Source organism: Oligoflexus sp. (assembly GCF_035712445.1).
In the GTDB taxonomy this organism is placed as follows: domain Bacteria; phylum Bdellovibrionota_B; class Oligoflexia; order Oligoflexales; family Oligoflexaceae; genus Oligoflexus.
Genome location: NZ_DASTAT010000049.1, coordinates 13108 through 36779, shown reverse-complemented (window position 1 = coordinate 36779; position 23672 = coordinate 13108). Strand labels below are relative to the sequence as shown.

The 23672-nt window shown below is 55.0% G+C and carries 23 protein-coding genes; 10 read left to right on the top strand and 13 right to left on the bottom strand.

What is annotated here, in order from left to right; all coding sequences use genetic code 11:
- A complete protein-coding gene (locus tag VFO10_RS09910; RefSeq protein WP_325139553.1) occupies nucleotides 1–525 on the top strand; it encodes a TlpA disulfide reductase family protein in 525 nt (174 codons plus the stop codon).
- On the opposite strand, the gene VFO10_RS09905 is transcribed toward VFO10_RS09910, so the two are convergent.
- Both VFO10_RS09905 and VFO10_RS09900 read right to left on the bottom strand, forming a co-directional pair.
- On the bottom strand, nucleotides 485–1555 hold the full coding sequence (locus VFO10_RS09905; protein ID WP_325139551.1) for an alpha/beta hydrolase: 1071 nt from the start codon (nucleotides 1553–1555) through the stop codon (nucleotides 485–487). The genes VFO10_RS09910 and VFO10_RS09905 overlap by 41 nt on opposite strands.
- 32 nt (nucleotides 1556–1587) lie before the next feature.
- Nucleotides 1588–3450, bottom strand: a complete 1863-nt coding sequence (locus VFO10_RS09900) for an LTA synthase family protein (protein WP_325139550.1) — start codon at nucleotides 3448–3450, stop codon at nucleotides 1588–1590.
- A gap of 184 nt (nucleotides 3451–3634) precedes the next feature.
- Here VFO10_RS09900 and VFO10_RS09895 point away from each other — a divergent pair, with 184 nt between their 5' ends.
- The gene (locus VFO10_RS09895; protein ID WP_325139548.1) at nucleotides 3635–4753 is read left to right on the top strand and encodes a hypothetical protein; all 1119 of its coding nucleotides are present in this window, start codon (nucleotides 3635–3637) and stop codon (nucleotides 4751–4753) included.
- A 46-nt stretch (nucleotides 4754–4799) separates the two neighbouring features.
- Here VFO10_RS09895 and VFO10_RS09890 read toward each other — a convergent pair whose 3' ends face one another.
- Nucleotides 4800–5474: a hypothetical protein gene (locus VFO10_RS09890; protein WP_325139546.1), complete on the bottom strand. Its 675-nt coding sequence runs from the start codon at nucleotides 5472–5474 to the stop codon at nucleotides 4800–4802.
- A gap of 110 nt (nucleotides 5475–5584) precedes the next feature.
- Here VFO10_RS09890 and VFO10_RS09885 point away from each other — a divergent pair, with 110 nt between their 5' ends.
- Entirely contained in the window at nucleotides 5585–5809 is a 225-nt protein-coding gene (locus VFO10_RS09885; RefSeq protein WP_325139544.1) for a hypothetical protein, read from the top strand.
- A gap of 98 nt (nucleotides 5810–5907) precedes the next feature.
- Here VFO10_RS09885 and VFO10_RS09880 read toward each other — a convergent pair whose 3' ends face one another.
- Together VFO10_RS09880 and lepB are read right to left on the bottom strand one after the other, a co-directional pair.
- A complete protein-coding gene (locus VFO10_RS09880; RefSeq protein ID WP_325139542.1) occupies nucleotides 5908–6216 on the bottom strand; it encodes a hypothetical protein in 309 nt (102 codons plus the stop codon).
- A gap of 113 nt (nucleotides 6217–6329) precedes the next feature.
- Complete coding sequence (lepB, locus tag VFO10_RS09875) at nucleotides 6330–7076, bottom strand: signal peptidase I (protein WP_325139540.1); 747 nt, start codon at nucleotides 7074–7076, stop codon at nucleotides 6330–6332.
- 193 nt (nucleotides 7077–7269) lie between these two features.
- Here lepB and VFO10_RS09870 point away from each other — a divergent pair, with 193 nt between their 5' ends.
- Complete coding sequence (locus VFO10_RS09870) at nucleotides 7270–7557, top strand: hypothetical protein (protein WP_325139539.1); 288 nt, start codon at nucleotides 7270–7272, stop codon at nucleotides 7555–7557.
- Between the two features lie 6 nt (nucleotides 7558–7563).
- Here the strand turns inward: VFO10_RS09870 and VFO10_RS09865 are convergent, their stop codons facing one another.
- From VFO10_RS09865 to pgsA, 4 genes are all read right to left on the bottom strand, one after another.
- On the bottom strand, nucleotides 7564–8538 hold the full coding sequence (locus VFO10_RS09865) for an adenosine kinase (protein ID WP_325139537.1): 975 nt from the start codon (nucleotides 8536–8538) through the stop codon (nucleotides 7564–7566).
- Between the two features lie 67 nt (nucleotides 8539–8605).
- A complete protein-coding gene (locus tag VFO10_RS09860; protein WP_325139535.1) occupies nucleotides 8606–9157 on the bottom strand; it encodes a hypothetical protein in 552 nt (183 codons plus the stop codon).
- A gap of 95 nt (nucleotides 9158–9252) precedes the next feature.
- Nucleotides 9253–10125: a hypothetical protein gene (locus tag VFO10_RS09855; protein WP_325139533.1), complete on the bottom strand. Its 873-nt coding sequence runs from the start codon at nucleotides 10123–10125 to the stop codon at nucleotides 9253–9255.
- A gap of 125 nt (nucleotides 10126–10250) precedes the next feature.
- The gene (gene pgsA, locus VFO10_RS09850; protein ID WP_325139531.1) at nucleotides 10251–10820 is read right to left on the bottom strand and encodes a CDP-diacylglycerol--glycerol-3-phosphate 3-phosphatidyltransferase; all 570 of its coding nucleotides are present in this window, start codon (nucleotides 10818–10820) and stop codon (nucleotides 10251–10253) included.
- A 166-nt stretch (nucleotides 10821–10986) separates the two neighbouring features.
- On the opposite strand from pgsA, the gene nadB reads away from it, so the two are divergent.
- Both nadB and VFO10_RS09840 read left to right on the top strand, forming a co-directional pair.
- Nucleotides 10987–12588 (top strand): L-aspartate oxidase, encoded by a 1602-nt coding sequence (gene nadB / locus VFO10_RS09845; RefSeq protein ID WP_325139529.1) that lies wholly within the window; start codon nucleotides 10987–10989, stop codon nucleotides 12586–12588.
- Nucleotides 12589–12828: 240 nt separating this feature from the next.
- Nucleotides 12829–13146: an FKBP-type peptidyl-prolyl cis-trans isomerase gene (locus tag VFO10_RS09840; protein ID WP_349259356.1), complete on the top strand. Its 318-nt coding sequence runs from the start codon at nucleotides 12829–12831 to the stop codon at nucleotides 13144–13146.
- 38 nt (nucleotides 13147–13184) lie between these two features.
- On the opposite strand, the gene VFO10_RS09835 is transcribed toward VFO10_RS09840, so the two are convergent.
- The 3 genes from VFO10_RS09835 to VFO10_RS09825 are packed head-to-tail and all read right to left on the bottom strand — an operon-like array spanning nucleotide 13185 to nucleotide 17194.
- Nucleotides 13185–14282: a phosphatase domain-containing protein gene (locus VFO10_RS09835; protein ID WP_325139525.1), complete on the bottom strand. Its 1098-nt coding sequence runs from the start codon at nucleotides 14280–14282 to the stop codon at nucleotides 13185–13187.
- Between the two features lie 39 nt (nucleotides 14283–14321).
- Nucleotides 14322–15251: a flagellin gene (locus tag VFO10_RS09830; RefSeq protein ID WP_325139523.1), complete on the bottom strand. Its 930-nt coding sequence runs from the start codon at nucleotides 15249–15251 to the stop codon at nucleotides 14322–14324.
- A gap of 2 nt (nucleotides 15252–15253) precedes the next feature.
- On the bottom strand, nucleotides 15254–17194 hold the full coding sequence (locus VFO10_RS09825) for a methyl-accepting chemotaxis protein (RefSeq protein ID WP_325139521.1): 1941 nt from the start codon (nucleotides 17192–17194) through the stop codon (nucleotides 15254–15256).
- Nucleotides 17195–17429: 235 nt separating this feature from the next.
- Between VFO10_RS09825 and VFO10_RS09820 the strand changes: the two genes are divergently transcribed.
- On the top strand, nucleotides 17430–18572 hold the full coding sequence (locus VFO10_RS09820; protein WP_325139519.1) for a tetratricopeptide repeat protein: 1143 nt from the start codon (nucleotides 17430–17432) through the stop codon (nucleotides 18570–18572).
- Nucleotides 18573–18575: 3 nt separating this feature from the next.
- Here VFO10_RS09820 and VFO10_RS09815 read toward each other — a convergent pair whose 3' ends face one another.
- A complete protein-coding gene (locus VFO10_RS09815) occupies nucleotides 18576–20042 on the bottom strand; it encodes a chemotaxis protein CheX (protein ID WP_325139517.1) in 1467 nt (488 codons plus the stop codon).
- A gap of 217 nt (nucleotides 20043–20259) precedes the next feature.
- Between VFO10_RS09815 and VFO10_RS09810 the strand changes: the two genes are divergently transcribed.
- From VFO10_RS09810 to VFO10_RS09800, 3 genes are read left to right on the top strand one after another with little or no spacing between them, the layout of a single operon-like run.
- Nucleotides 20260–21636: a hypothetical protein gene (locus VFO10_RS09810; protein WP_325139514.1), complete on the top strand. Its 1377-nt coding sequence runs from the start codon at nucleotides 20260–20262 to the stop codon at nucleotides 21634–21636.
- Nucleotides 21626–22177 carry a hypothetical protein gene (locus VFO10_RS09805; protein ID WP_325139512.1) on the top strand — a complete coding sequence of 184 codons (552 nt, stop codon included), beginning with the start codon at nucleotides 21626–21628 and terminating at the stop codon, nucleotides 22175–22177. The genes VFO10_RS09810 and VFO10_RS09805 overlap by 11 nt, the downstream gene beginning before the upstream one ends.
- A 12-nt stretch (nucleotides 22178–22189) precedes the next feature.
- Nucleotides 22190–23647 (top strand): hypothetical protein, encoded by a 1458-nt coding sequence (locus VFO10_RS09800; RefSeq protein ID WP_325139511.1) that lies wholly within the window; start codon nucleotides 22190–22192, stop codon nucleotides 23645–23647.
- Nucleotides 23648–23672: the final 25 nt, after the last annotated feature.

Here is a 23672-nt window from a genome sequence, read left to right as displayed (position 1 = left end):
ATGCTGAAAATGAATCGCAGGACGTTCAAAAGCCTTTTGAGCAATGTCGCACTTTTCCTGGTCATCCTCGTAGCCGTCGAGTACTGGCAATCACGGAATATGACCCGCGGAGCCTTGCCTGATAACCTGCGCAACGCCTCCCTTCCCGTCCTGACAGGTGGGACCAAAAGCCTTTGGAATCCCGAGAAATTGACTGTCGTTTATGTGTTCGCCCCCTGGTGCGGCGTGTGCCGGGCGAGCGGCAGCAATATAGATAGACTGCCAGGCAGCTTTCATAAAGCCGCCTTGGCCTTGAGCTGGGCGCAGCCGTCGGAATTGGAAAGCTTCGTCAAGGATACCGGACTGAAGGTGCCGGTTTTGATGGGGCGTGAGAGCGAGGAAGAGGCGCTCCGCATAGGATCCTATCCTTCCTATTTGATCCTGGATACCGAGGGGCGCATCGTCAAGGCCTGGAGTGGCTATACCACCACCCCCGGCCTGTGGTTCAGGAGTTACTGGACTCGGCTTTGGGCAGCTCGCGGATAAAGCTTTTCAGATGACGCGCGACCAGCCGCGGCGCTTCCACCTGCGGCGCGTGCCCGACATCCTTCAGCACCACGAAACGGGATCCCTTCATCAGCTTATGACCCTGGGCGCCATAGGCGACGGGGAAGAGCTGATCGCGTTCACCCCAGATGATGAGAGCCGGCTTTTCAATGCGATCCAGATTCTTGTTCATAAAGAGTTCGAAATACTCGGGATCGTTTTTATCGGTATAGCCACCAAAGTTTCTTTGCACCAGCTCGCCATACCAGTCATGGTTCTGCCGGAAGCGATGGAAGAGGAATTCCTTGCCGAATGGCGGTAGAAAAGGCTGCCGATGGAAAACCTTGGCCCAGAACTTCTCGAATTGCTCGAGCGTCTTGACCTGGAAAATATTTTCACCGCGCATGATCTCATCATAGAGCGATTCATGCTCGGGATCTATAAGGCCGGCGGCATTCAGGAGCGTCACCGACTTCACAACGTCGGGACGTACCAGAGCCAGCTTCAAAGCCATGGCGCCGCCCAGGGAATTGCCGACCACATGCACAGGACCCATGCCGCTTTTGGTGACGAATTCATCCAGCCAGCGACCATAGGCGTGCGTATCATAGGCGAATTGAGGGTCCGAGAAGCTCTGGCCGAATCCCGGCAGGTCAATCGCCATGACATTAAATTCATTAAAGAGATGGATGGCGAGGGAGTACACACCATCCTTGCTGTCGGCGAAACCGTGAAAGAAAAGCACAGTCTCGCGATTGGGTTTATTCGTCTTCCAGTAGTGCACGACGCCGTCTTCGAGTTCGACTTCGCGGACCTCGGCGCCGATGACCCGGCGTGCGGCTTTGATGCAGGCGTGATACATGGATTCACCGGCCTTGACCTTGGCTTCGAAGGTCGAATCCTGCAGGCTGCTCCTGATTTTGCTCCAATCCGTCCAATCGATATCGAGGGCCCGGGCCTGTTCCAGCGCCGCGGAGCTCCAGTTGGAAACATTCTGGATGAGGGTATTGCCTTCAAAGAATTTCAACATGGTTCTGCCCTTGTGTGGATGTTGATTCGGTTTTACCAGACCAGCGAGTTTTGCACCATCCCATTGTTAAAACACTGCAACTCGGCCTGCAGATAAAGCAAATCCTGACCCATTTCTTGAGTGAACGACTGTTTGGTTTTTAAAAGAACATCGGACGGCCAGTCGTAGCTGGCTTTTTCATCGGTTTCAGGATTCCAGCTGAGGAACTGATTCTCGCCCACCAAAACGAAACGCGGCGCATCCCGCAGCACCACACCCGGGCGCGTCACGGTCTGCAGGAGGCTGCTGCCAAAGCGGCTGAAGGCGGGCGCCTGCACGTTCAGAGCATCCAATACAGTCGGCATGATATCCATGTGCTGCACCGGGCGTTCGATGTTGGCGAAGGGCAAAGGCCGATCGTTCATGATGAAAATCAGCGGCACGCGATAGCGTCCATTGGTGGTTTCATACTCGGGAAACTCGCTTTTCTGCGTGTGATCTGCCGTGAAAATAAACAGCGTATCCGGGAACCAGGGTTCCTTCTGCGCAGCCTCGTAAAATTTTTGTAAAGCAAAGTCGGCGTAACCGATGCTCTCATGAATTTCGAGTTTGCCCTTGGGAAAACGCTCCCTGTGCTGAGGCGGTATCGTATAGGGATGGTGGGAACTCAGAGTAAAAATTCCGGCAAAAAACGGTTGATCGTCATCACTCAGGCGTTTGGCGGCATACTGCAGGAAGGGTTCATCAAAGATGCCCCACTTGCCGTCGTGATCCTTGTGATCAGGGTATTCCTTTTCGCCGATGTAGTCCTGAAAGCCAAAGCGATCGGCCATCACGTCGAAGAACATGGTGCCGTTTTCCCCGCCATGGAAAAAACGGGTGCGAAAGCCGTGCTGTCGAAGGATGGCAGGATAACCCTGGACGCGGTTGGTTTGATAGGGGGAGGTGATAAAGGCCGATTCCATCCAGGCGGGAACGCCCGCAAGAATTGCCGGTAAGGCATCAATGGAGCGACGGCCGTTGGCATAGGCATTGGGAAAGGACGTGCCTTTTTCTGCCAGACTCTGCAGGAAAGGGGCATAGCTCTTATGACCTTCAGGGGGAAATACATATTCCTTGCCGAAGCTTTCGAGGATGACGAGCACCACATTTTTAGGCGGATGGGGAAGGGCGGTGACCGGCCCTTGATTCCGGCTGCTCACCAGCGCCCGCGCCTCGGGATCCGGCATGAAGTTCATGGGCTTGATAAACGCTTCATCCGAGGATTTAAGAAGGGTGAAGGAGCTGTTGAGAATAAGAATCCCGAGCTGCCCCGTTTCGCCCGCATAGGCCTGGGCGGGTATCAGGGGCTTATGCTGCCATCCCCCGCGGCCTCCAAGAGCGCTAAGGGCCAAAAGCGCGATCGTGCCGAGTATCAAAGACAGTTTGGAATCACGGCCGCTGCGGCGTAAATTTTTCAAGGAGAACCAGACGAGCCCGCCTGTGATGGCCAGGATCAGAAGCGTATAATACCAGTAATAAACGGCGATCTGCCCGGTCTGCGCCGCCAGATCCTGGCCGATGGCGAAGGAATCGCGCGTGAAGCGTTTTCCGGCAAAACGATAGTATTCGACATCGACGATGTTCACGGCCAAAAACCAGCCGTTGATCAGGCCGAAGCCCCAGGCCACGGTTTTTTCCTGCCAGCGCCGCCATTTTTCGGGCAGCGGTACGAGATACAGCAAAAAGAGAATGGCGTTGGTGAGGACAATCGCGGCCAAATCGAAGCGGGCCCCCTGGGCAAAGGCAAGCGCCAGCGTGTTCCATTCGGTATTTTGAAACTGACTGTGATTGACGATCCAGAACAGAAAACGGATGGATTGGTAAAGACCGAGCAGCACCAAAGTCTGAAAAAAGAGACGGCGTAAAGTTTGCAATGAATCCCCCAAAACTGCGACGCGTTCCCGCGACTGGGGAAGAATGCTAGCGCAATCGCTGGCGCTCTTCAAGTCGACTGGCAAAAGCTGCGTGATTTCGCGCTAGGGTGAAAGCCCGAAAGCGTTCCTTGCAGCTGACCTGACGTTTCGGTATGCTCGAAGGATAAGTTTCATGGAGTCAATTATGCGGTCAGGTCTGGTCCTCCTTAGTGTCTGTGCTCTTTTGCTTAGTGGTTTCCGCATCAAGTCCGGTGAAAAAGATTACGAGGATTTCAAGCCGCACATGCGCGCGGTTTATTCTTCGCTCCTGACCATTTTTCCGCTGACTCTGAACACCAAAAGTTTTACGAGCAAGGACAACACCAAGGCCATCCAGGAAAACCTGAATCTGATCGCGCAGCATGCGAAAGAGATCAATACGCTGGCGGCCAAGGATGAAAAGGGTCACGCCTACCTGAGCCTGCAGCTGGAACGCAATGCGCGCCAGGCCGCGTTGAAATACAAAGACGGCTTCCATGATCAGGCGCATTTCTTTGTCGAGGAACTCTACGACACCTGCCTCAGCTGCCACACCAGCCGCAGCAGCAGCGGTGATTCCGCCTTCACGATGGATCTTTCGAAGAACCTGGATATGGAAGCCATGGGAACCTTCGGCAAGGCCAAGTTCCTGGCGCTCAGCCGGCAATTCGATCGCGCCCTGGATGAATACGAGCGCATCCTGAAAAGCCGCGAGCTGAGTCTGGAAGAACTCCTCCACTTCGATCCCTTGGTGGATTACCTGGTGCTGTCGGTCCGGGTGCAGGGGAATGCGGATCGTCCGCTCAAGACCTTCAATGAACTTTTGAAGCGGCCTCTGCCCGGCCCTGTGAAGCATGATCTGGAGTCCTGGCAGAAGAGCCTGAAGCAGGTGAAAAACCGTCCCAAGAAAATGAATGATCTTGAGTTCGCCCGCACCCTGATCAAGGACGTGAACCGCGATCGCACCGGCCTTGTGAATTACATCTTCGCTTCGAAATATCTGAAGGATCACCTGAAGAAGGTGAATATCAGCGCCAATGACAAGGCCGAGACCTATTATCAGCTGGGCATCTGCGAACTGAGCATCGGCGAATCTTTGATGTCGGGTGAATCGGGCATGTACCTGGAAGAGTCGATCCGCCTTGCGCCCAAGTCGCCCTTCGCCAAGCGCGCCTATGAACTCTATGAAGAATCGGTGACCCTGGGCTACACCGGAAGTGCCGGCATCAATCTGCCCCCTGATGAAAAAGCCCGGCTGGATGAACTGAAGAAGCTGGTGTTTTGATCCTCTCGCCTTGCGGGCCTGCGATCCGGGCCCGCTTTTTTTTCCCCTATTTCGCAATCCCTTTCAGCAGTGTGCCGTGATAATGTACACAGGGAAGGACGGCCGTGTCCGGAAGCAGGATGGTTCCCGGCGAAAGGACGGCATTGCAGCCCGTTTGGGCGCGGTCGCCGATCAGGGATCCGAGTTTACGCAGACCGGATTTCACCCGGGCGGGACCCTCGGGGTGCTGGACCTTGACCTCGTCGCCTTTCAGTTTTAAATTGGCGAGCTTTGTCCCGGCGCCCAGGTTGATGTCATAGCCCAGTATGGAGTCCCCGACATAGGCGAAATGCCCAGCCTTGGCGTGGTCGAAGAAGATGGAACCTTTGACCTCGGTGGTGTGCCCCACCACGGCCTTGGGGCCGATATAGGCACTGCCGCGAATGAAGGCTCCGTGCCGGACTTCCGCGCCGGGCGCGATAAACGTGGGCCCTTGAATATAGGCAAATGGTCCCACTTCCGCGCCCTCGGCGACATAGACGGCGCCTTCCAGCACAGCCTGGGGCGACACGCGACCTTTGACAACAGGACGATCGCTTACCTCGTGATCACGCAGCATCGCTTCAACCATTGCGGTGAGCGGTTTTCCAAGCAGCTGAAAAACGTCGCTGACAGCGAATTGAGAACCTCGATAAATTTTATCGAGATCGAAAAGAAGTCTGGGATTTATCAATTCCGCCATGATGGGCTCCCGTGTGAGAGGGAAAATCTTGCCTCAAGAAAACTGCCTATGTGCCGAAGCGAGCCTAAGGGTAACAGCATCCAGCTGGGATGGAGAAAGGTCAAGACTTTATGTTTGACGTGAATCATTTCAAGAGGTCGGTGAAGGATTGGATTCGAGTGAATCCCCAGGGGACGCTGGTCGACCTGCGCGATTACTGCGATGAAATCGTTCCACCACAAAGCTATGCCGCCAATCAATGGCTGATTGACCAGACACTGTCCTGGTATCGTCATGTGCTGGAGCGTCGTGAAATGGAAGCTGGCGGCGCCGCTGAAGAAGATGGCGACGACTGAACTTTGAACGGCTCTGAGGAGCTGCAAAAAGCCGAAGGGCCTGCTTTTAAGCAGGCCCTTGATCTTTTGAGCGAATGATTTTTTTGAATGACAGGAGTTCAGCTGTGCTTGAAAGTCGATTCCTTGACCTGCTGAAATTCCGACTCGGGAATCATGTCCAGAACTTCAAGATCATCGAAGCCCAGGTCTTCAATCCAGTGCACATTCCGCATTTCAGGCAGGGGCGAAACCACGCTCGTACCGTCCTCGCGTTCGTAGTATTCAAAAGCTTCCAAAATTTTCCCGTCCTTCGTCAGCTGGTAGTAGTGATAACCATCACCATTCACCAGGCGTCCGTCGCGAGAATCACCTGTCCAGTACTCTTTGGCAAACATGATGTCAAAATTCGCTTCATTATGGTGCTGCATGATTTGCCCTCCGATTGCTGCCAATCTCTGCCTTCCCTGCACATTTTCGGCAAAATACGCGCAAGGTTGAGGCCTTCCTGGTGGCTGGCGGAAAGCGCCGTCAAATCAATGATTTAGTGAAGCCAGTGGCCGAAACGATTGAACCGAATCGTGGGCCAATAGGATCCCGCATCCTCGCTGTACCAACTCCACAGGACAAACAGGGCCTTGCCGCGCACGTAGGTGTAGGGCACGAAACCCCAGCTGCGTGAATCCGTGGAGTTATCACGGTTGTCACCCATTACAAAAAGGGCATTTTCGGGGACGACTTTGTCTTCGCCATCCGCAGGGAATTTGCGGCCTATATCATAGTAGGGGCTGCTGCTCTTATCCTGCATGACCCAGTGTTCCAGGCCGCTCAGGTTTTCCTTGAAAAGGTCTTTCTGGTCAGGATTGTTGGTGATGTCTTCCAGGATCTTGCGATCGTTGTTGGCATCCACGCGTTCCTGGGCCTTGCCGTTGATGTAGAGGATATTGTTTTCCACTTTGATGTGATCGCCGGGCAGACCCACGACGCGCTTCACATAGTCGATATCCGTGTTCTGCGGATACTTGAAGACGATGATATCCCCCCGCTGCGGCGTGCCCCAGGAGACGAGCGAGATGTCGGTGAAGGGGACTTTCAGGTCATAGGAGAGTTTGAAGGCCAGGAGGCGGTCGCCTACCTTGATTGTGGGTTCCATGGATGCCGTTGGGACATGGTAGGGCGAAGCGACAGACCAACGGAAAGCAAAAATGGCCAGGACTAAGATGAGCAATTGCCGTAAATTCTCGGGGCTCCAAAAGCCGGGCTTGGTCTGAGCCTTTACATTTTCCGCCATAAAATTCCTGATTCCTCATAAAAGGTCTTTTCTGATGATCACGAGCTTGATTAAGGGGCAAGCCTGGATATCACTTTTACCCCAGGATGCCCGACTTGTCATGAAAGAATCCTGAGAGTTTCTGCCTACCTCCGGATTTTAGAAGCGCTGCGCGTGGACCGATAAAAGTTTCATGTGAGTCGGGAGGGCTGTGATGCGGATTCTTCCTTGGGGCTTTATCCTGGGATTCTGGACTGCAAGTGCCGACGCTTATACAGCAAATAAAGTGGCATTTGAGTTTTTACAAAACGGGCAGTATCGGGTCACGGTCAATTACACCGTTCCCGAACTGAAAGAATTTCGCGAATCTTATGTGATTTTTAGCAGGAAGAAGGAAGCCGAGTCCTTCTACTGGAAGCTGGTGCGCGGTGCGGATTTTTATCCGGACGATCCGAAACTCGTGCGCTTCATCCCGCCGAAGACCAAACCCACACCCTGGTAAGGGGAATCAGAGCTTTTTCACGCTGCTCAAAGCCTGGCTCGAAACCGTGGCTCCCAGGCGGCTGATCACGTCGCTGGCCATTTCCGCTGCCATGCGGCCGCAAACGTCAAGGGGCTTGCCCTGCACCATACCATAAAGGAAACCAGCGGCGAACATGTCTCCCGCGGCGGTGGTATCGACCACCTGAGTCGGCACCGGCTTCACGGAAATGCGGCGATCGCCATGACCGACGAGCGCGCCTTCCGCACCGAGCTTGATCGCGGCGATCGCGCCTGACTCAGTGATGAAATTGGCTGCTGTCTCCGGCGTGGAATCAAAAAGGAGCTTCGTCTCTTCACGGTTGCTGAAGACGATGTCCGCATAGTCCCTGATAACCTCGATGAAGGCTTCACGGTTCGCGCGCACCACGAAAGGATCGGCGAGGTCGAAGGAAATCAAAGTGTCATTCGCCTGGGCGATGTCAAGGGCGCGGCGGATGGCTTTGATCTGGCTTGGATTCGCCCACTGATAGCCGGCGAAGTGGAAAATTTTCGCTTTGGCGATATCCTGCTCGGGCACGATGGTTTCATCAAAAAGGCAGCTGGCGCCGAGGTTGGTGTTCATCGTGCGCTCGCCATCAGGCGTTACGAGGATGAAGCAGATCCCGGTATGCGCTTCCACATGCTGGAGCTTGCCTTTGATGCCGATCTCGCCGAGGCGCTTATCAATCAATTCACCATAAGCATCGCGACCGACGGAGCCGGCGAACGAAGTCTTCGCACCCAGCGAAGCCAGCGTGCGGATGGCGTTCATCGACGAGCCGCCGAGTTCCACGGTCTGATGCTTGTCAGCGAAATGCTCGATGACTTTCATCTGCTTCGCGTCATCGACAAGATGCATGATGCCTTTGTTGAGCGAGAGATTTTCTATATCGCGATCATCCGCTTGAACGAGGATATCGACAAGGGCGTTGCAAATGGAAACGACGTCGAGGCTCTTCACGAAAGTACTCCTGTGACTTTATGGAAGAGCCTAATATGGACCAGGGAAGGGGAATGTTCAACGGTGATCAGGCCTGCTGTGAGGTTTGCCGAACCGAAAGAGAGTCAAAGTGGCGCAAATTAGCGTAGGCGGCCTCCTGTTTCAGGAGTTTGGCCTGGAGCGTTTCGATATCCTTGATACTGGCGAAGACCGTCTGCACATACTTCTTGTGACAGAGGTGGCTGATGGCGAGAGCCGCAAAAACCGGGACAAAAGCGGTTTCGGCCAGCACGAAACTGGTCGTGAGACTGAGCACCATACTGATCGAAAGGCCGAGTATCTGATTGCGGCGCTTCGACCAGAATCCGGTTTCGGTCTTGTATGAGGCCACCGCGAAGAAATAGAAAATGAAGCCGGCGGCTGGTCCCACAGCCAAACGCCAAAGGCGTGACGGTAGCGCCTCGGCCAGGATCTCAAGACCGACGAGCATGCCGAACGCCCAATACGCGTAAATGTTTTGACGACGGAGGATGGCTTCCTGATGATGGCAGCCGTCAGGGAGCTTCAGTCGTGTCCACATCCACAGGCTCAAGGTGACAATGACTGCGCAGGTGGCCGCATCGATCTGAGGTAATGCCATGACTGCCCCATTCATTTAGCAATGTTTGGATATGGTTGAATTATAATCGGGATTCTGAACTCTGTCACGAGCAAGCTTGCGAGGCGGCGCCAGGCTTAGCCGGCGAGCTTGTTTTTCTGGGTGTTCGGCTTTCTGCGCACACTCTGGAGCACGACGAAGCCTTTCAGAGGCGAGGGGCAGACGGCTTTGCTCTGAAGTCGAATCGGCATCAGCATCGCAAACTGCGTGCTGGCCTGAGGATCCGCCGGGCAGTTGATGGCCAGGGTATGTGCGTCACTACTGGCAAGTTTCGCCATCGCCTCTTGCAGGTGTTCCGGCAGGCTGGCTTTGGTCTTGCCTTCAATCAGAAGACCGACGTAGGAACCGTCGGCAACAAGATGGATGCTGTCGCAGGTCTGCAGGAGGCTGCCGAGCGCCTGCACAAAACCAAGCATGATCTCGGAGCGGTCCCAGCTGAATCCGTACTGCTGACTGCAGTTCTTGACAAAGGCCTCGGCTGCGGCCTGATCGGAAATCGCCTGCGAGCGCAGCACGCTGCCCCAGGCCAGACAATCCTTCAAATCAAACGATTCCGAGGCGCTACAGGCAAGGGAAATCAAGCGGAATAGGTAACTCGTGATCAAGGGATCGGCTGGATCGAGCCATACAGTGATATGGGCTGGATCTGGCTGCGTGCAGTTCAGTTCTGTTTTAAGATCTTCGGTCTGCTGCTGATAGATGCGGGCCAGAAGATGCTGGTCGGTCATCTGCTTCGAGTCGTCTATTTTACCGACGGCGCCCGCTGTCGCGAAAAGGAGATGATGCATCTGTTCGGTGTTTTCATCCAGTCGACGAACCAGTTCCGATTGCAGGGAACTCGCGAAGCGGTCTTCCATGGAAGCCTGCAGGCACACGATGGTCTGACGAAGGGCTTCCTTGAATTGAATCAGCCCCTCAAAGCGCTTCTTTTTTGGTTTCTCGTCCGACATATACCGCCAAGACTTGTTGAGACACTCCTCTTAACTGTTCTGATATCGGCGGTCTTAAAAGGAAGTTAAGTTCCAATCCCGATTTCCCTGAAAGTTCAGGAGGGCTTGGGATTAAGTATTTAATATTATTGGAAATTATGTTTGCTGTGTTCCCAGAATTTGTTCCAGTAAGCCCACGCCGAAAAGTAAGAAAAGGCAATAGATACCCAGAGCAGCACCATTCCAGGGACGTGGTATTCATCCAGGCGCAAAAGAAGCAGCACGACCGCCACGTCCTGAAAGGCCGTTTTGATTTTTCCGTAGCTCGATACTTTGATGCTGAATCCCTGTTCGCTGGCCGCAAGGCGCAGACCGCTGATCCCGATTTCGCGACAGAGGACGAGAATCGTTATCCATCCGCCGATAATTTGCGCTTCCGTTAAGATCACCAGAGCCGCCATCACGAGAAGCTTGTCCGAGATGGGATCCAGCACTTCACCGATGCGCGTGACGTTGTTCGTCATGCGCGCGATATAGCCATCCAGGAAATCCGTGATCGCGCCAACGGCAAACAGCGCGGCGGCCAAATAGTTGAGAGGGCGAATGTCCCATATGTAGAGAAAGGCGATTACAGGGATGACTGCAATGCGGAACAGCGTGAGCTTGTTCGGCAGGTTACGCATCCACATCTTTAGATCTTGCTTGTCGTTATCCATCTTTCGCCTTCGCACTGCTCATGATATTGATAAGCAACCGCAAACCGGGGGTCCGGCCTTGGTCGCGCAAAGCTTCTGCTGCCTTTGAGGCATACGGATCCCAATATAGCTGAAGTTGCCGCGTGAAGACCACGGAATTTGCGGGATTTCCACGAAAGGTGCTGCCATGGCGCTCACAATTGAAACGGAACATCTCATCATCGGTTCGGGCATCGCAGGTCTCATGCTGGCCCATAAACTAGGTCAATTCAGCAAGGTCATCGTTATTGCCAAGGGCAGCCTGCTGGAGAACAATACCCGTTACGCCCAGGGGGGCATCGCCTCGGTCCTGGGACCGGAAGATTCATTCGAGCAACATATCGAGGATACTCTGGAAGCGGGCGCCGGTCTATGTCACCGCGATATCGTGCGGCTGGTGGTGGAAAAAGGTCCGGCCCTGATCAACGAACTCATCGCTCTCGGCGTGGATTTCACCCGCGATAAGGACGGCTCACTGGAACTGCCGTATCACCTGACCCGCGAGGGCGGACATTCCGCGCGTCGGATTATTCACGCCCATGACCTGACCGGGCAGGAGGTCCTGCGGGCTTTGATCGAGGTCGTGACGCGAAACCCGAATATTCAGGTTTATGACGGCATGTTTGCGGTTGATCTTTTGACTACCGACAAGTACCGGCCACAATTTGGCAGCAATAGCTGCCTCGGAGCCTATGTCTTCGATGGCAAACAGAATCGGATCATCCAGTTCCGGGCCCAGGCCACCTTTCTTTGTACGGGTGGTCACGGCAAGGTTTATCTCTATACATCGAACCCGGATGTTGCGACGGGTGACGGTCTCGCCATGGGCTGGCGCGCAGGCTGCAAGGTGGCGAATCTGGAATTCATGCAGTTCCATCCCACCTGTCTTTACAGCCCGAAGGCCAAAAATTTCCTGATCTCGGAAGCTGTTCGCGGGGAAGGGGCCGTGCTCAAGGATGCTCAAGGCCAGCCCTTCATGCATAAATACTCGCCGCTCGAATCCCTCGCCCCGCGTGATATCGTGGCCCGGGCCGTCGACCGCGAAATCAAAAAGAGCGGTTTGCCGTTTGTTTACCTCGACGCGCGTTCCATCGGGGCGGAAAAGATCCAGGCCCACTTCCCGAACATTCACAAAGTCTGTCTGGAACAGGGCATTGATATGACCAAGGAGATGATCCCGGTCGTGCCCGCCGCGCATTTCAGTTGCGGTGGCCTCGCCACGGATTCCTGGGGCCGCACCACGGTCAGCAATCTTTTTGCGGTAGGTGAAGTGGCCTGTACTGGTCTGCATGGGGCCAATCGCCTTGCGTCCAACAGTCTTTTGGAGGCTTTGGTCTTCGCCGATCGCGTCTCGCATCACGTCCAAAGCTTTGGCCTGCCGCCGATTCCCGAAACCCGCGTGCCGGATTGGAATTCCGCGGGCACCATTCCCACGGATGAATTGGTTGTGCTCACCCATACCTGGGACGAGATTCGCCGCATCATGTGGAATTATGTCGGCATCGTGCGAACGGAAAAACGTCTGCAGCGTGCCTTTGATAAGATCAACGCCATTCGGAATGAACTGCAGTCGTATTACTGGGAACATCAGATCGATACGTCTTTGCTCGAAGTGCGCAACCTCGCGGATATCGCGTTCCTGACGATCCGCTGTGCGATGAAGCGCAAGGAGTCGCGGGGCATTCACTACAATTTGGATTATCTGGAACAGGATAACACGCAGGAACCTCTTGATACGTTGATCTGGTAGGGTCTGAAACTCTCCTGGATTGCTGCTTGCATTCACAGGTCCTTTGGACATAATGGACGATCTTGAACGTTTTGGTTAAGCAGAGGACAAATTATGCGCACATCTTATGTTGTTTCTTCGGTCTTCGTCGTGTTGCTCGGGATGGGTGGCTGCAAATGCAGCGGTGAGAAAAAGGACGCCGCGACGACCACAACCGCGACGCCAGCGCCTTCGGCTGAGCCAGCTGCTGCGGCAACCGAATTGAAAATCGAGGACATCAAAGTGGGTGAAGGCGCAGTCGCCGAAGCCGGTAAGCAGGTGGTTGTTCACTATACCGGAACCCTGACCGATGGAACCAAGTTTGACAGTTCCCTCGACCGCAATGATCCTTTCACCTTCTCGCTTGGCGCCGGACAGGTGATCAAGGGCTGGGATGAAGGCGTGAAGGGCATGAAAGTCGGCGGCAAACGCAAGCTGACCATTCCTCCGCAATTGGGCTACGGCGAAGCCGGTGCAGGCGGTGTCATCCCACCCAATGCGACCCTTATTTTTGAAGTCGAACTTTTGGATGTGAAATAATTGAATCGCTGTGCGGTGATATGATCACCGCAGCGTCTTCACTCCCTATCCTCGATGGCCTTGACCCAATCCTTGGCAAGGCCCAGGATTGCTTTTTCTTCAAGATCCACACGATCACGATGAGCACCGGGGCGCAGCGATGCGCGATTCGGCAAGGTCCCGAGGGGCGGTCCGCGACGTAGAAAGTCCTCGGCCTGCTTCAGATCCTCGATGTTCCGACCCAGGGCCTGGAATTCACTTTCCGCTTGCATCAGACAGGCCAAAAGTTCCTCGCGCGCCAACCCATAATCATTGTGCAGGAGTCGCGTGATGCGCGGCAGCGAGGACGCGGGACAAAGCTTCCAGGCTAAAAAGTGGAGGATAACTTCAAAATAGGAATCAAAAGTCAGAACCATGTCGGTGAGCGGCGGCACTTCATTGAAGACATAGCCGGGCGCTTTGCGAATCAGAATCCCCATCACCTGCACGCCTTCGAAGTTGCGCGCGATCAAAGGTTCCAGGGTATTCAGCACCTCGTTCTCCACCTTGCCGAGACTCAGATATTCCCGGTAGGCGGCCGGTGAAAGCTCGCCGGTCAACAGCATCTGGACGCCGCAGTAGATGAAGGCATCCAGCTCCGCATTATCACCGATCAGAATGAATTTGGATTTGGCCGGAGCCTTGGCCATATGATTCAGAATGGTGGCCGTCTTATAGGCAACATGCTGCTTGAGAAGTTTCAGGCGGCCCATCTTGATATTGTAAGCCTGATTCTTGAACGTATCACTGGTCCAGTCCATTCCGTCCTTGGCCAGCTTGTCTCGAATCACCCGACGCAGCTGAGGCGGCGAGGCTGAAAGAAAATGCAGCGGCCTGGGCCCAGGAATGTCGTCGCCTTCAAAAGCCGCGCCCCATCGTCCGGCCAGCAGGGCAAGCGGAGCCCCATTCACAGCGATCTTGGCATCCGCGTCCTCGAAGGCGATCTTGATCATGCCCACGGCGCTCTCGAAGCGTGTTTCAATGTAGGTCTTATCAATATCGCAGATAATCTGAATATCCGCAGCCGGTTCGGTCAGAAGGCTTTCGGTGTCAATCAGGGAATTGACATTGTAGCTGCGATTGCTTTCGGAACGGGATCCGCGCCAGAATCTATTCATGATTCTTTCCTCCGACCCTATTATAGCTGATTGGAAGTCCTAGGAAAGGAGGGATTGAATGAGGTGCAGGGCCGTGCCGGCAGCGATGTTGTTTTGCGTAAGCAGGGCTGTGCCCGTCTGCAGAAGGATATTGTTTTGAGTCATCTTCGCCACTTCGCTGGCGTAATCAACGTCGGCGATGCGGGACTTCGCGGCGGCAACGTTTTCCGTGACGACATCGTTATAATCCATGGCCTTGCTGAGACGCGTCTGCAGCGCACCATAGGTCGCGCGGAATCCACTGATTCTATCAAGGGCCTCATCATAGACACTGGAAAAACGGGAGTCTCCCGGTTCCATCAACTCCCGCGCGGTGTCCAAATCCACGCCTTCTTCACCACCCAGGAATTCACTGACGGATTTAAGGCCTAGCCCCAAAGTCGTCACCACCACATCCTTCAGGCCTTCAAAGCGCAGCTCATTCCAATCGCCGCTGTCCCCCGGTGCATCATCATCACGCGCGGCATCATCAACCCGAAAGATCAAGCGCTCGGGAACTTTCTCATTCTGGCCGTTGAGCAGGGGAATGCTGTTGAATTCAGTGGTGGCGGCGATGCGATCGATCTCTTTATGCAGGGCCTCGTACTCGATGAAGAGGTATTTGCGCTCGGTGTCGCTCAAGGTCGTCGTTGCGGCCGCGGTGTTGATTTCCTTCATGCGGAGCAGCATATTGGTGACTTCCGAGAAGCCGCCTTCCGCCGTCTGCAGCATGGAAACCGCATCATTGATATTGCGTTTGGAGGTAGCGAGCCCGCGCAGCTTATGCTCCAAACGATCCGCCAGCGCACGATCAGCCGGTTTCGGCTCCTGCGTGGTGAAGATTTGGCCCGAGCTGAGTTTTTCCAGACTGCTCTGGTTCTCTTTGCGGGCATGTTCCAAGGCATTGGTTATTTTAAGACCGGTTGCCTTGTCGTTCAGAATAAAGGTCATGCTCAACTCACCTTTTGCGTCGGATCCGGTTGATCCGGTTCCCCGATCAGAACATCATCAGCGGGCAGCATTTCCATGGCGGCACTGCTGCGTTCGTCTTTGGGACTCGCCTGCTTGCTCAACACCGGGCTGGGCTGCAGCGTTCGTTCCGCCTCGGCATCCTTATAGAGTTCCGCCAATTCCGTACGGGCCTGCTCGGAAGGATTGCGGATGATATCCAGGCTTTTGCCGCAGGATTTCACCAGCTCGATCATGCGACCGAGGCGGGCGCTGCGTCGGCCGTTGCCGACCTCCTGCTGCAGGCTTTGCTGATAGACCTGATTGAATCCATTCAAAAGGCTCTCTGAATTGGCAATGCCTTCCTCGATACGGCCTTTGATGCTTTCCAGGGAATAGAAGAGCCCTTCCACCAGGCGATCGCAGTGCGACATCTCGAAGAACTGCCGATTCAAAAGCCGCGAGAGACGATCGGAATGAATGGTCAACTGACTGCTTTCGGTATAGGTGACAGACGTCAGGCGGCCGTTCTCTTCCAAAAGGTTATTCAGGCCGGCACAGAATTTGCGAAGCTCAGCGGACTGCTTTTCAATCTGCTTCAGGTCATGCATGTGGTTGACGACATCCAGGACGAGCTGATTCAGCTCGCTCAGAGCCTGACGCGACAAAGTCACGGCCTCGCGATAGGCGCGGTCCACTTCCAGCATGCGGGAGTGGGCGACTTCCACGGATTTGGCGCTTTTTTCCAGACAATGCGAGGCATGGTCGGCTTCCTGCTGAATCGTTCCCAGAAGATCGGTGATGGACTTGGTCGCGGTCGATGAACGGGCCGCCAGACTTCTGACTTCGCCGGCAACCACCGCAAAACCCTGGCCCTGCTCACCGGCACGGGCGGCTTCGATCGAGGCGTTCAGAGCGAGCTGGTTGGTCTGCTCGGCGATATCGTCGATGACGTCGATGATATTCACGATCTCCTCCGCGCGTTCAGAGAGCCCGCGGACGAGTTTACTGGCATGCGTCACGTCCTGATTGGATTCAGCCATCGAGGAGGCGAGGATGTCCATGGTGCTGAGCGTCTGCTTCGAGATTTCGGTCAGGCGAGACACCTGCTCGCGCGAAGTTTCCGTATGCTTGCCATGTGTCGAACCAAAATCCATGGTCTTGATCAAAAGCTCATTGGTCACGGTGTGCTGCTTCGAGATCTTGTCCGCCGTGCTTTTGATCTTGTCATGGCTTTCCTTGATCTGCCGCAGCTTGCTGCCCATCGCATTCCATTCGAGGCGGGTGGCCGCTGCGAAATGGGACGAGTCTTCGCACTGGGTGGAGAGGCGCTGCAGTTTATCGGTGATGTCTTTGGATGAACTGATCGTGGTCAGCACATCATTACGAACGCGCTGCAGCTGGGCTTCCACGCGGACCAGCTGATCGAACTGACTATCAATCAGGGCGTTGCGGCGGCTGCCATGCTTTTCTTTTTCGTTGTCGATTTCATTCAGATCATGACAGACCAGCTTCAGGTCCTCGACGGTCTGCTCCAGGTTCTGCAAATAGTAGCTCATGGATTCGCTATCCGCGTCAGGAGCCTTGTCCGTGCTGCGGCGCCTTGCGCTGCGGGTTTGCGCCGGACGCACGAGCAGGCTGAGCGAAGCCATTCCCAAGACGACGAGGGCGAGCAGCCCCAGCGTTGCCACTGCATTGCGATCCAATAGAAGGCCGCCTTCACGAGTGACTTTCAGGTTCTGCACGTTGGCGGCAATCACGCGGGCTTCATTGCTGTCCCTGGGAAAGGTGAGGGCGAATTCCTCCCAGCTATCCTGGATCTTCTGCAGCTCATCACCGCGGTTGTAAGGACCCACATGGAACATTGCGAGATTGGCGGCCCAAAGGCATGTGAGCAGGCTGCCCAGCCATAGGATGAATGCGAGGAAACGATTGTGCGTGCTCATTGCCGACTCCCTTAACGAAACGGGACGCTTCGGAAAGGCGATCGGCATTATTTTTTTCTTGTTAAGTATTTCGTAGAAGCGAATTTTCCCGCAGCCTCAAAAGCGGCCTGGACGAAAGATTTTTTCGGAAGGATTTGAAAAAAACCCAAATGCCCGACGAGCCTTTGAGGGACAATTTTTTGAAGTTATATGGGAAATCTCCGATAGCAAAAGGCGACCATAGGGAAAAAATCATATGGGTGAATTGCTGGTTCATTGCAGTCAGGATGAAATCGCGGAGGCGATTCAGGAGTTCCTCGTCTTTGAGGAGCTGGACTGCAGCGTGCGCCGTCTGGCAAGCCTGGATGAGCTGACGTCCATTGAGGCCGCCCAGGGGTTGGTGCTGCAGGACGACAGCGGGAACCGCAAGATCCTGAATCTGGCCCGTATGGTGCGTGAAGGTTCGGTCCACGGCTCGATGCCGATGCTGGTGATGCTGCATGATCTGGACGCCTACCTGAAAACAATATGCTACGATCTGGAATACGTGCTGCCCTGCAGCTTTCCCATTCAAAGCGCCGACCTTGTGCCGAGTCTCAAGAAGGTCATCTTCTTTTCGCGTAAACGGCAGAAGGCCCTGGCGCTGCGTGACCAGATCTCGATGCTCTTCAAACAGAATAATCATGCCGCCGCCCTTCCCGTCATCGCGCAGTATGCGGAAGAGGGCAAGGACGTGTTCCGTGGGCATCTTTTAAAGGCCAAGGCCCACATGGCTCTGAGGCAATTCAAATTGGCTTCGGAAGAGGCTCTGGCCGCTGTTCATGAGAATCGGAATTCCCTCGAAGCCCGCATAACCCTGGCCCTGGTCTATCAGGAAGCCGGGATGGTTGAAAAATCCTATGAGGTCCTGAACAAGAGCGTGGCCCTGGCGCCCAAGCATCCCCGGTTTCTGACCCTGATGGGGAATATGTCGCTGGACGGCGGGCAGTATGAAGAGGCGCTGCAGAAGTTTGAAGCCAGCCTGCAGCTGGATGAGTTCCAGGACGAAGCCCGCTCAGGCCTGATTGTGACAGAGGTTCTTTTAGGCAAGGTCAAGGACGCTCGCGAACGGCTGAAGGCTGCGACGCAGGTCAAGACCATCACTCGCTATGCCCAGCTCCGCGTGCTGCAGATGGCCAAGGCCGGCCGTCACGCGGATGCGCAGAAGCTCCTGGAATCCATGGTCAAGCTGATTCCGGGGCAAAAGGATATTTATAAGGTCTGGATGAATCTTGGGCTGCAGGCCAAGCGGGAAGGGGAGCTTGCACGCGCCGAGCAGTATTTCAAGGCCGCGCAGGAATCCGCGCCGCAGGATTATACGAAGGCCAAGGAGCAGCTTGATCTTCTGCGCGCCTCCTGAAGCTTAGCTCGCGCTCTTGCCTTTGCCGCCCGGCTTTCCAACCTGCCCCAGGCTTTTCACATAGCTCCAGATATCAAAGACCTTGGAACCCTGAGCGGACTCCATCCCGTAGCAAAGAATGAAGGGCTGATCGCGCAGCATGAAATTCATGCGGCAGTATAGGCCCTGGTTTTTCAAAAGATAGCTGATCTGATCCTCGGCGCAGAAGCTGCCGTGAAAGACGTTCAGGTATTCAAAGCCCATGGGCCCCAGATATTTTTTGATGGAGCCGGAAATTTGATTGATCAGCTCACCGCAGACATCGTTGATCATGTCAGGGGTCAGGTCTGCTGTCGCGATACCCATGGTTTCCTGGGTAATCAGGCCGACTGTGCTGCGGGGCATATCGATGGCGGCGATGAAGCTGCCCTGATGACCTCGGCAGTGAAGGATATGCAGCGAGTCACCCTGATAGTCCTGGCCCTTCTGTTCGGCCAGCCCCACCTTATGCGGGCGTTCCCCGCCGAGGTTGATGACATCCCCCAGAGCTTTGATCACAAGGTTCAGGACCCGAACGTCGAGGGTCCGATTGCCGAGCGATGCCCGGCTGAAGTTGGGCTCGCCCTTCTGCTTTTTATAGGAGCCATAGGCGAAGGTGATGAGGAAGTCATCATTCGCATGTTTGAACTTCAGGTAATAGTAGTGGCCATTGGTTTTGGTCTGGAAGAGATGGTCCTTGTCCCCCGACACCACGATCTGCATGCTGGTGGAAAGTTCATAACCATCCTGGGCCAGTTTATTGCGAAAGGCTCCGAGGATCTGGTTCGAGAGTTCGTTCAAAACATCGGCCCGCATCGTGGGCGTGACGTCGGAAGGTTCGCAATAAAGCATCTTCTGACAGAAAAGGCCGATCAGATTATTGGTCGTGGCAATGCTCAGCGTTCCCATCACCCCATCCCCGATGAAGGCGATGATGGAACTCATTTCCTGCTTGGAATCCTTGGCTTTGATTTCACTCAGGCCAAGAGCCTCCAGTTTCACCTGCGTATTTTCATGGATAATGCCGGTCACCGACAGCAGCACCTCCTTGATAATGCGGATGTCGATTTTTTTCTCGGCGATGATCAGGGTTTCTTTCAGGTAATCGTAGATGAAGTCCTTATTGAAATCCTTGAACACGGGCGTAATCTGAGTCGCCATGAGTCGCTTGACCAGCTTCTCGTAGTTCGTTTTGGATAAAAGAAGGGGAGGTTTCCGCTTCAGGTCATGGTAGAGGTTCAGGATGTAGTTGACCTCGACCTCTTCAAGCTCATGTTCGATGACCACAGCCCCATAACGCCGACCCTGATCCACGCACTTGGCGAATTCGATGGCGGTTTTCGCGACATCGACTTCGACCTTGACCTCGTGGATACCCGAAAACTTCCGGATGGCCTCGTCGATGGTTTTCTGCAGGACGCTGGATGGGCGAAGCAAAAGCAAGTAATGCATGCTGGAGTCCTCGATGTCTGTATGGAAGAGGATAGCATATATTCACGAAGTCTCTGCCCCGCCGCCAGGGATACAGATGTTTAAGAAAACACCAAAGCCCATTCAAGCGAAGTTCGGATTCAATTTTTTTTGACATAAATTCCTATTGGCGAATCTGGCAAAAAAAACTAGCATGTTCTCAGATCTTAGTTCGTCTACTGAGCACAAGGAGCTTTCCATGAAGCGTCTTGTTTTTGCGATCGCCGGCTTTCTGCAGCTGGGGCCTCTGACTGCTTTGGCCATCCCCCAGAACACGCGGCTTTTTTGTGAGGGCTATCCCGGTTCGCCCCTGTGCGTGAACCAGGCCACGGTCTGCACCACCTGCCACAGCCAGGCGCCGAACCTCAATCCTTACGGTCTTGATCTCAAAACGGAGCTGAGTCGCTTTCCCGATTACGATCGCAAACCGGCCGCGTTTCAGAAGTATCTGAAGCCGGTGATGGTCACGGTCGAAGGTCGCGACAGCGATGCCGATGGGGTTGCCAACGGCCTTGAAATCGATGCGGGGACAGCGCCCGGCGATCCCAATCAAAAACCTGGGCAGGATGCGCTTTTGGTTTTTGATCCCGAGTTGGCCCTCAGGCGCATCAGTCTCCTCTTCTGCGGCAGCAGCCCGGCGCCGGACGAACTGCAAAAGCAGCGGGACAATGTCGATCCCATACTGAAAAGACAATGGCGGCAGGATTATCTCGCCCAGTGTCTGCGCAGCGATTACTGGAAAAACGAGGCCCTGCAGAGGCTGGCCGATGACAAGATCAGGCCCAACCTTGCCATCGGTGCCGAAGGGGATCCCTTCGTCATCGGCGACTATAAATATGATTACAGGCTCTTTGCCTTTGCGTTGAGCGAAGGGCACGATGCGCGGGACCTGCTCCTTGCCCAGTATCATATTAATGATAAGGGCCAGAAGGTCGAAGGTCCGATCGCCAGCTATCCCATCCCAGGCAAGTCCGTTATTGGAAACGGTCAGCCCCTGCAGATCGATCGCCGTTATGGAATGCTGACCACGCAGTGGTTCATCGCCCTGAACACCATGTTTGCGGATATCCCGCGCAACACAGCGGCCCAGGCCTATCGGTCCTATCTCGGATATGATATCGCGAAGAGTGAGGGCCTCTTCCCCATTGATCACGAACCCAAGGACTATGATAATAAAGGTGTGCAGCAGCCGGCCTGCGCCTTCTGCCACAGCACTCTGGATCCCCTCTCCTATGCTTTCACACCTTATGCCGGACTTTCGGTTCGCGGCCATCAGGTGGGAACCTATGTCCCCGAGCGCACGCAGTATGAAGGCCTTGGCTACCTCTTCGGTGAACCCGTGGCCAACCTTGGCGACTGGGCCCAGAAAGCGGCCGCTTCGGATGCCTTCAAACAAAGCCTGACGATGATGTTCTATCAATTCTCCATCGGGCATGCGCCCCGGACCAGCCAGCAGCGGGCCGATTTTGCGAAGGTCTGGCAGAATCTGGACGATGATGGATATTCGGCCGATCGTCTCATTCAGCGCCTAGTCGAAACCTTGAGCTTCGCCGGGAGGGTCAGCGATGCGGAATAAAATTCTGGCCGTCATGTTTTTTTTAGCAGCGCCGCTGCAGGCCGATGTCATGTGGAAAAGGGCCACGGTCCTGCGCAATGATCTGGCTCAGGCCCTGTCCTTGCCCCCGGACAAGCTCTGCTTCGAACTCGGGACCTATTCCTGTACGGACCTTGTTCATAACTTCGCTCTCGGGGGGCGCGATCCCTTTGCCCGCGCCCAGTATACATCGATGGAAAAACCATCGCAGCTGACCGCCACCGCGTTTGAGCGCACGGTCCTCCACAGCTGCATTCAAAGGATTAAGAAAGATGGGAGCGAACCTACGGTGTTCCGCTTCTATCCTTTGGACAAGACTCTGAATGAAACCAATGATGAGCTGATCACGCAGCAGGTTCAGGATCTCTATCGAAGATTTTTCCAAAGGGCCGCGAGCAGCGCGGAGGTCAGCACCGCTTTGAAGCTGGCGGATCGCACGCGCTTTGGGGCTGTTCCCATGGATCAGTGGAGCCAGGCACTCTGTCTGGCAGTGGGTTCTCAATGGGCCAATCTGTTCTTCTAAAGGAGAAGGGACATGCAAGGGAATCGACGTCAATTCATTCAGGGTGCAGCCACCGGCGCAGCCGCTTTATCCTGTCCTTCATTGCTGGCCCGTCCTCGCACGCAGAAGCGGGCTGCTGACAACGCGAAGCTTCTGATCGTGGTCGCGGCCTCGGGCGGAGCGAGTATCGTGGATTCCTTCCTGCCGGTGATCGCCAGCAGTGACAACGCAGGAATCAGATCCTATAAGCCGGAGCAGATCGAGAGTGTGGAAGGCTCCGCTTTTCGCGCCGTGAAGAAGGTCAATTACTCACTGGGTGTGCCGGTCGGCAATGACTATGAAATGTTGGACTTCATCAAACGCCATGGTTCTGATCTGGCTGTGCTCCCCTTTACCGGCAGCAGCGTGAATCATCTGATCGCAGCGCAGCGTTCGATGAATGGCAACGGTGTCAACCGCGGGCGGACCCTTATGGAAGCCGCTGCAGCTCAGTATGGAGCCGATCGCCTGCTGCCGAACATCAACATGTCCTTCAGCGGTTATGCGCTCGATGGAACGGATGCCGCGCTGCCCACATATGCGAAAGCCGAGCAGATTGCCGATGCTCTGCTTTTTCCCCTGGCTCTTCATCGCGAGCAGGTGATCGCCGATCGCACCAATCATGAACTGTTGGAAGCGGCCCGGGTCGTCCGCGGGGAATTGGAGCAGCTGCAGCCGCATGCGAAGACCATGCAGAACCTCAGCCCCCTGCGCGAGTTTCTCACCTTCCGGCAGAATATCCCCGCGATCGAGGCCGCCCAGCTTTTGGAAGCCTTGAGCCTTTTGGATCTGGCCCGCTTCAATGATGTCGGTAAACTGCGAGCTGAGCAAAATGCACTCCTGATCAAGGTGCGCGAAGTCTTTCCGAAGTTCCTGACCGATCCTCTGGAAGCGCAGGGCGCCATGGCCTTCTTGCTTCTACGTTACGGCGTCAGCTGCAGCGTGACCATTGGTCTTGACACTCTGGTTCGTTTTGAAGAACTGGGATCGGGACGCATCATGAGCAATCTGCCGCTTGGCTTTGATTGGTCGCACAATTCGCATCAAGGCGCGCAGAACTCGATGTGGCGCCGCCTTCTTTCGGTCATGGACCGTCTGATCACGCTGTTGAAGAATGAAGATCATCTGGGTGTGCCGGAAAACGGGAAGATGTGGTCCCGCAGCCTCATGTATGTCGCGACGGAATTCGGTCGCGATCGTTCGCGTTCTGGCGGCAGCGGTCATGATCTGAATAATGCCGCTGTGATGGTGTCGCCGCTGGTCAAAGGCAACAGGGTCTACGGTGGTGTGGATCAGAAAACAGGCTACACCTTCGGCTGTGATCTGGCGACGGGCGAACCCGAACCCGGTCGGCAGCTGAGCGAGGGGGATGTCCATCATGTGATGCTGCAGGCTTTGGGAGTGCCGGCGACTGGTGGACCCAATGCCAGCGGAATCATTCGACCTGCCTGAAAAGTAAGATATCCCGGACATCACG

Bases quoted from the DNA above. Each gene is read 5' to 3' on its own strand.
- VFO10_RS09895 (WP_325139548.1), top strand. From the start codon at position 3,635: ATGCGGTCAGGTCTGGTCCTCCTTAGTGTCTGTGCTCTTTTGCTTAGT.
- nadB (WP_325139529.1), top strand. From the start codon at position 10,987: ATGGCGCTCACAATTGAAACGGAACATCTCATCATCGGTTCGGGCATC.
- VFO10_RS09800 (WP_325139511.1), top strand. From the start codon at position 22,190: ATGCAAGGGAATCGACGTCAATTCATTCAGGGTGCAGCCACCGGCGCA.
- VFO10_RS09820 (WP_325139519.1), top strand. From the start codon at position 17,430: ATGGGTGAATTGCTGGTTCATTGCAGTCAGGATGAAATCGCGGAGGCG.
- VFO10_RS09815 (WP_325139517.1), bottom strand. From the start codon at position 20,042: ATGCATTACTTGCTTTTGCTTCGCCCATCCAGCGTCCTGCAGAAAACC.
- VFO10_RS09885 (WP_325139544.1), top strand. From the start codon at position 5,585: ATGTTTGACGTGAATCATTTCAAGAGGTCGGTGAAGGATTGGATTCGA.
- VFO10_RS09870 (WP_325139539.1), top strand. From the start codon at position 7,270: ATGCGGATTCTTCCTTGGGGCTTTATCCTGGGATTCTGGACTGCAAGT.
- VFO10_RS09855 (WP_325139533.1), bottom strand. From the start codon at position 10,125: ATGTCGGACGAGAAACCAAAAAAGAAGCGCTTTGAGGGGCTGATTCAA.
- lepB (WP_325139540.1), bottom strand. From the start codon at position 7,076: ATGGCGGAAAATGTAAAGGCTCAGACCAAGCCCGGCTTTTGGAGCCCC.
- VFO10_RS09880 (WP_325139542.1), bottom strand. From the start codon at position 6,216: ATGCAGCACCATAATGAAGCGAATTTTGACATCATGTTTGCCAAAGAG.
- VFO10_RS09825 (WP_325139521.1), bottom strand. From the start codon at position 17,194: ATGAGCACGCACAATCGTTTCCTCGCATTCATCCTATGGCTGGGCAGC.
- VFO10_RS09860 (WP_325139535.1), bottom strand. From the start codon at position 9,157: ATGGCATTACCTCAGATCGATGCGGCCACCTGCGCAGTCATTGTCACC.
- VFO10_RS09890 (WP_325139546.1), bottom strand. From the start codon at position 5,474: ATGGCGGAATTGATAAATCCCAGACTTCTTTTCGATCTCGATAAAATT.
- VFO10_RS09905 (WP_325139551.1), bottom strand. From the start codon at position 1,555: ATGTTGAAATTCTTTGAAGGCAATACCCTCATCCAGAATGTTTCCAAC.
- VFO10_RS09805 (WP_325139512.1), top strand. From the start codon at position 21,626: ATGCGGAATAAAATTCTGGCCGTCATGTTTTTTTTAGCAGCGCCGCTG.
- VFO10_RS09835 (WP_325139525.1), bottom strand. From the start codon at position 14,282: ATGAATAGATTCTGGCGCGGATCCCGTTCCGAAAGCAATCGCAGCTAC.
- pgsA (WP_325139531.1), bottom strand. From the start codon at position 10,820: ATGGATAACGACAAGCAAGATCTAAAGATGTGGATGCGTAACCTGCCG.
- VFO10_RS09810 (WP_325139514.1), top strand. From the start codon at position 20,260: ATGAAGCGTCTTGTTTTTGCGATCGCCGGCTTTCTGCAGCTGGGGCCT.
- VFO10_RS09830 (WP_325139523.1), bottom strand. From the start codon at position 15,251: ATGACCTTTATTCTGAACGACAAGGCAACCGGTCTTAAAATAACCAAT.
- VFO10_RS09910 (WP_325139553.1), top strand. From the start codon at position 1: ATGCTGAAAATGAATCGCAGGACGTTCAAAAGCCTTTTGAGCAATGTC.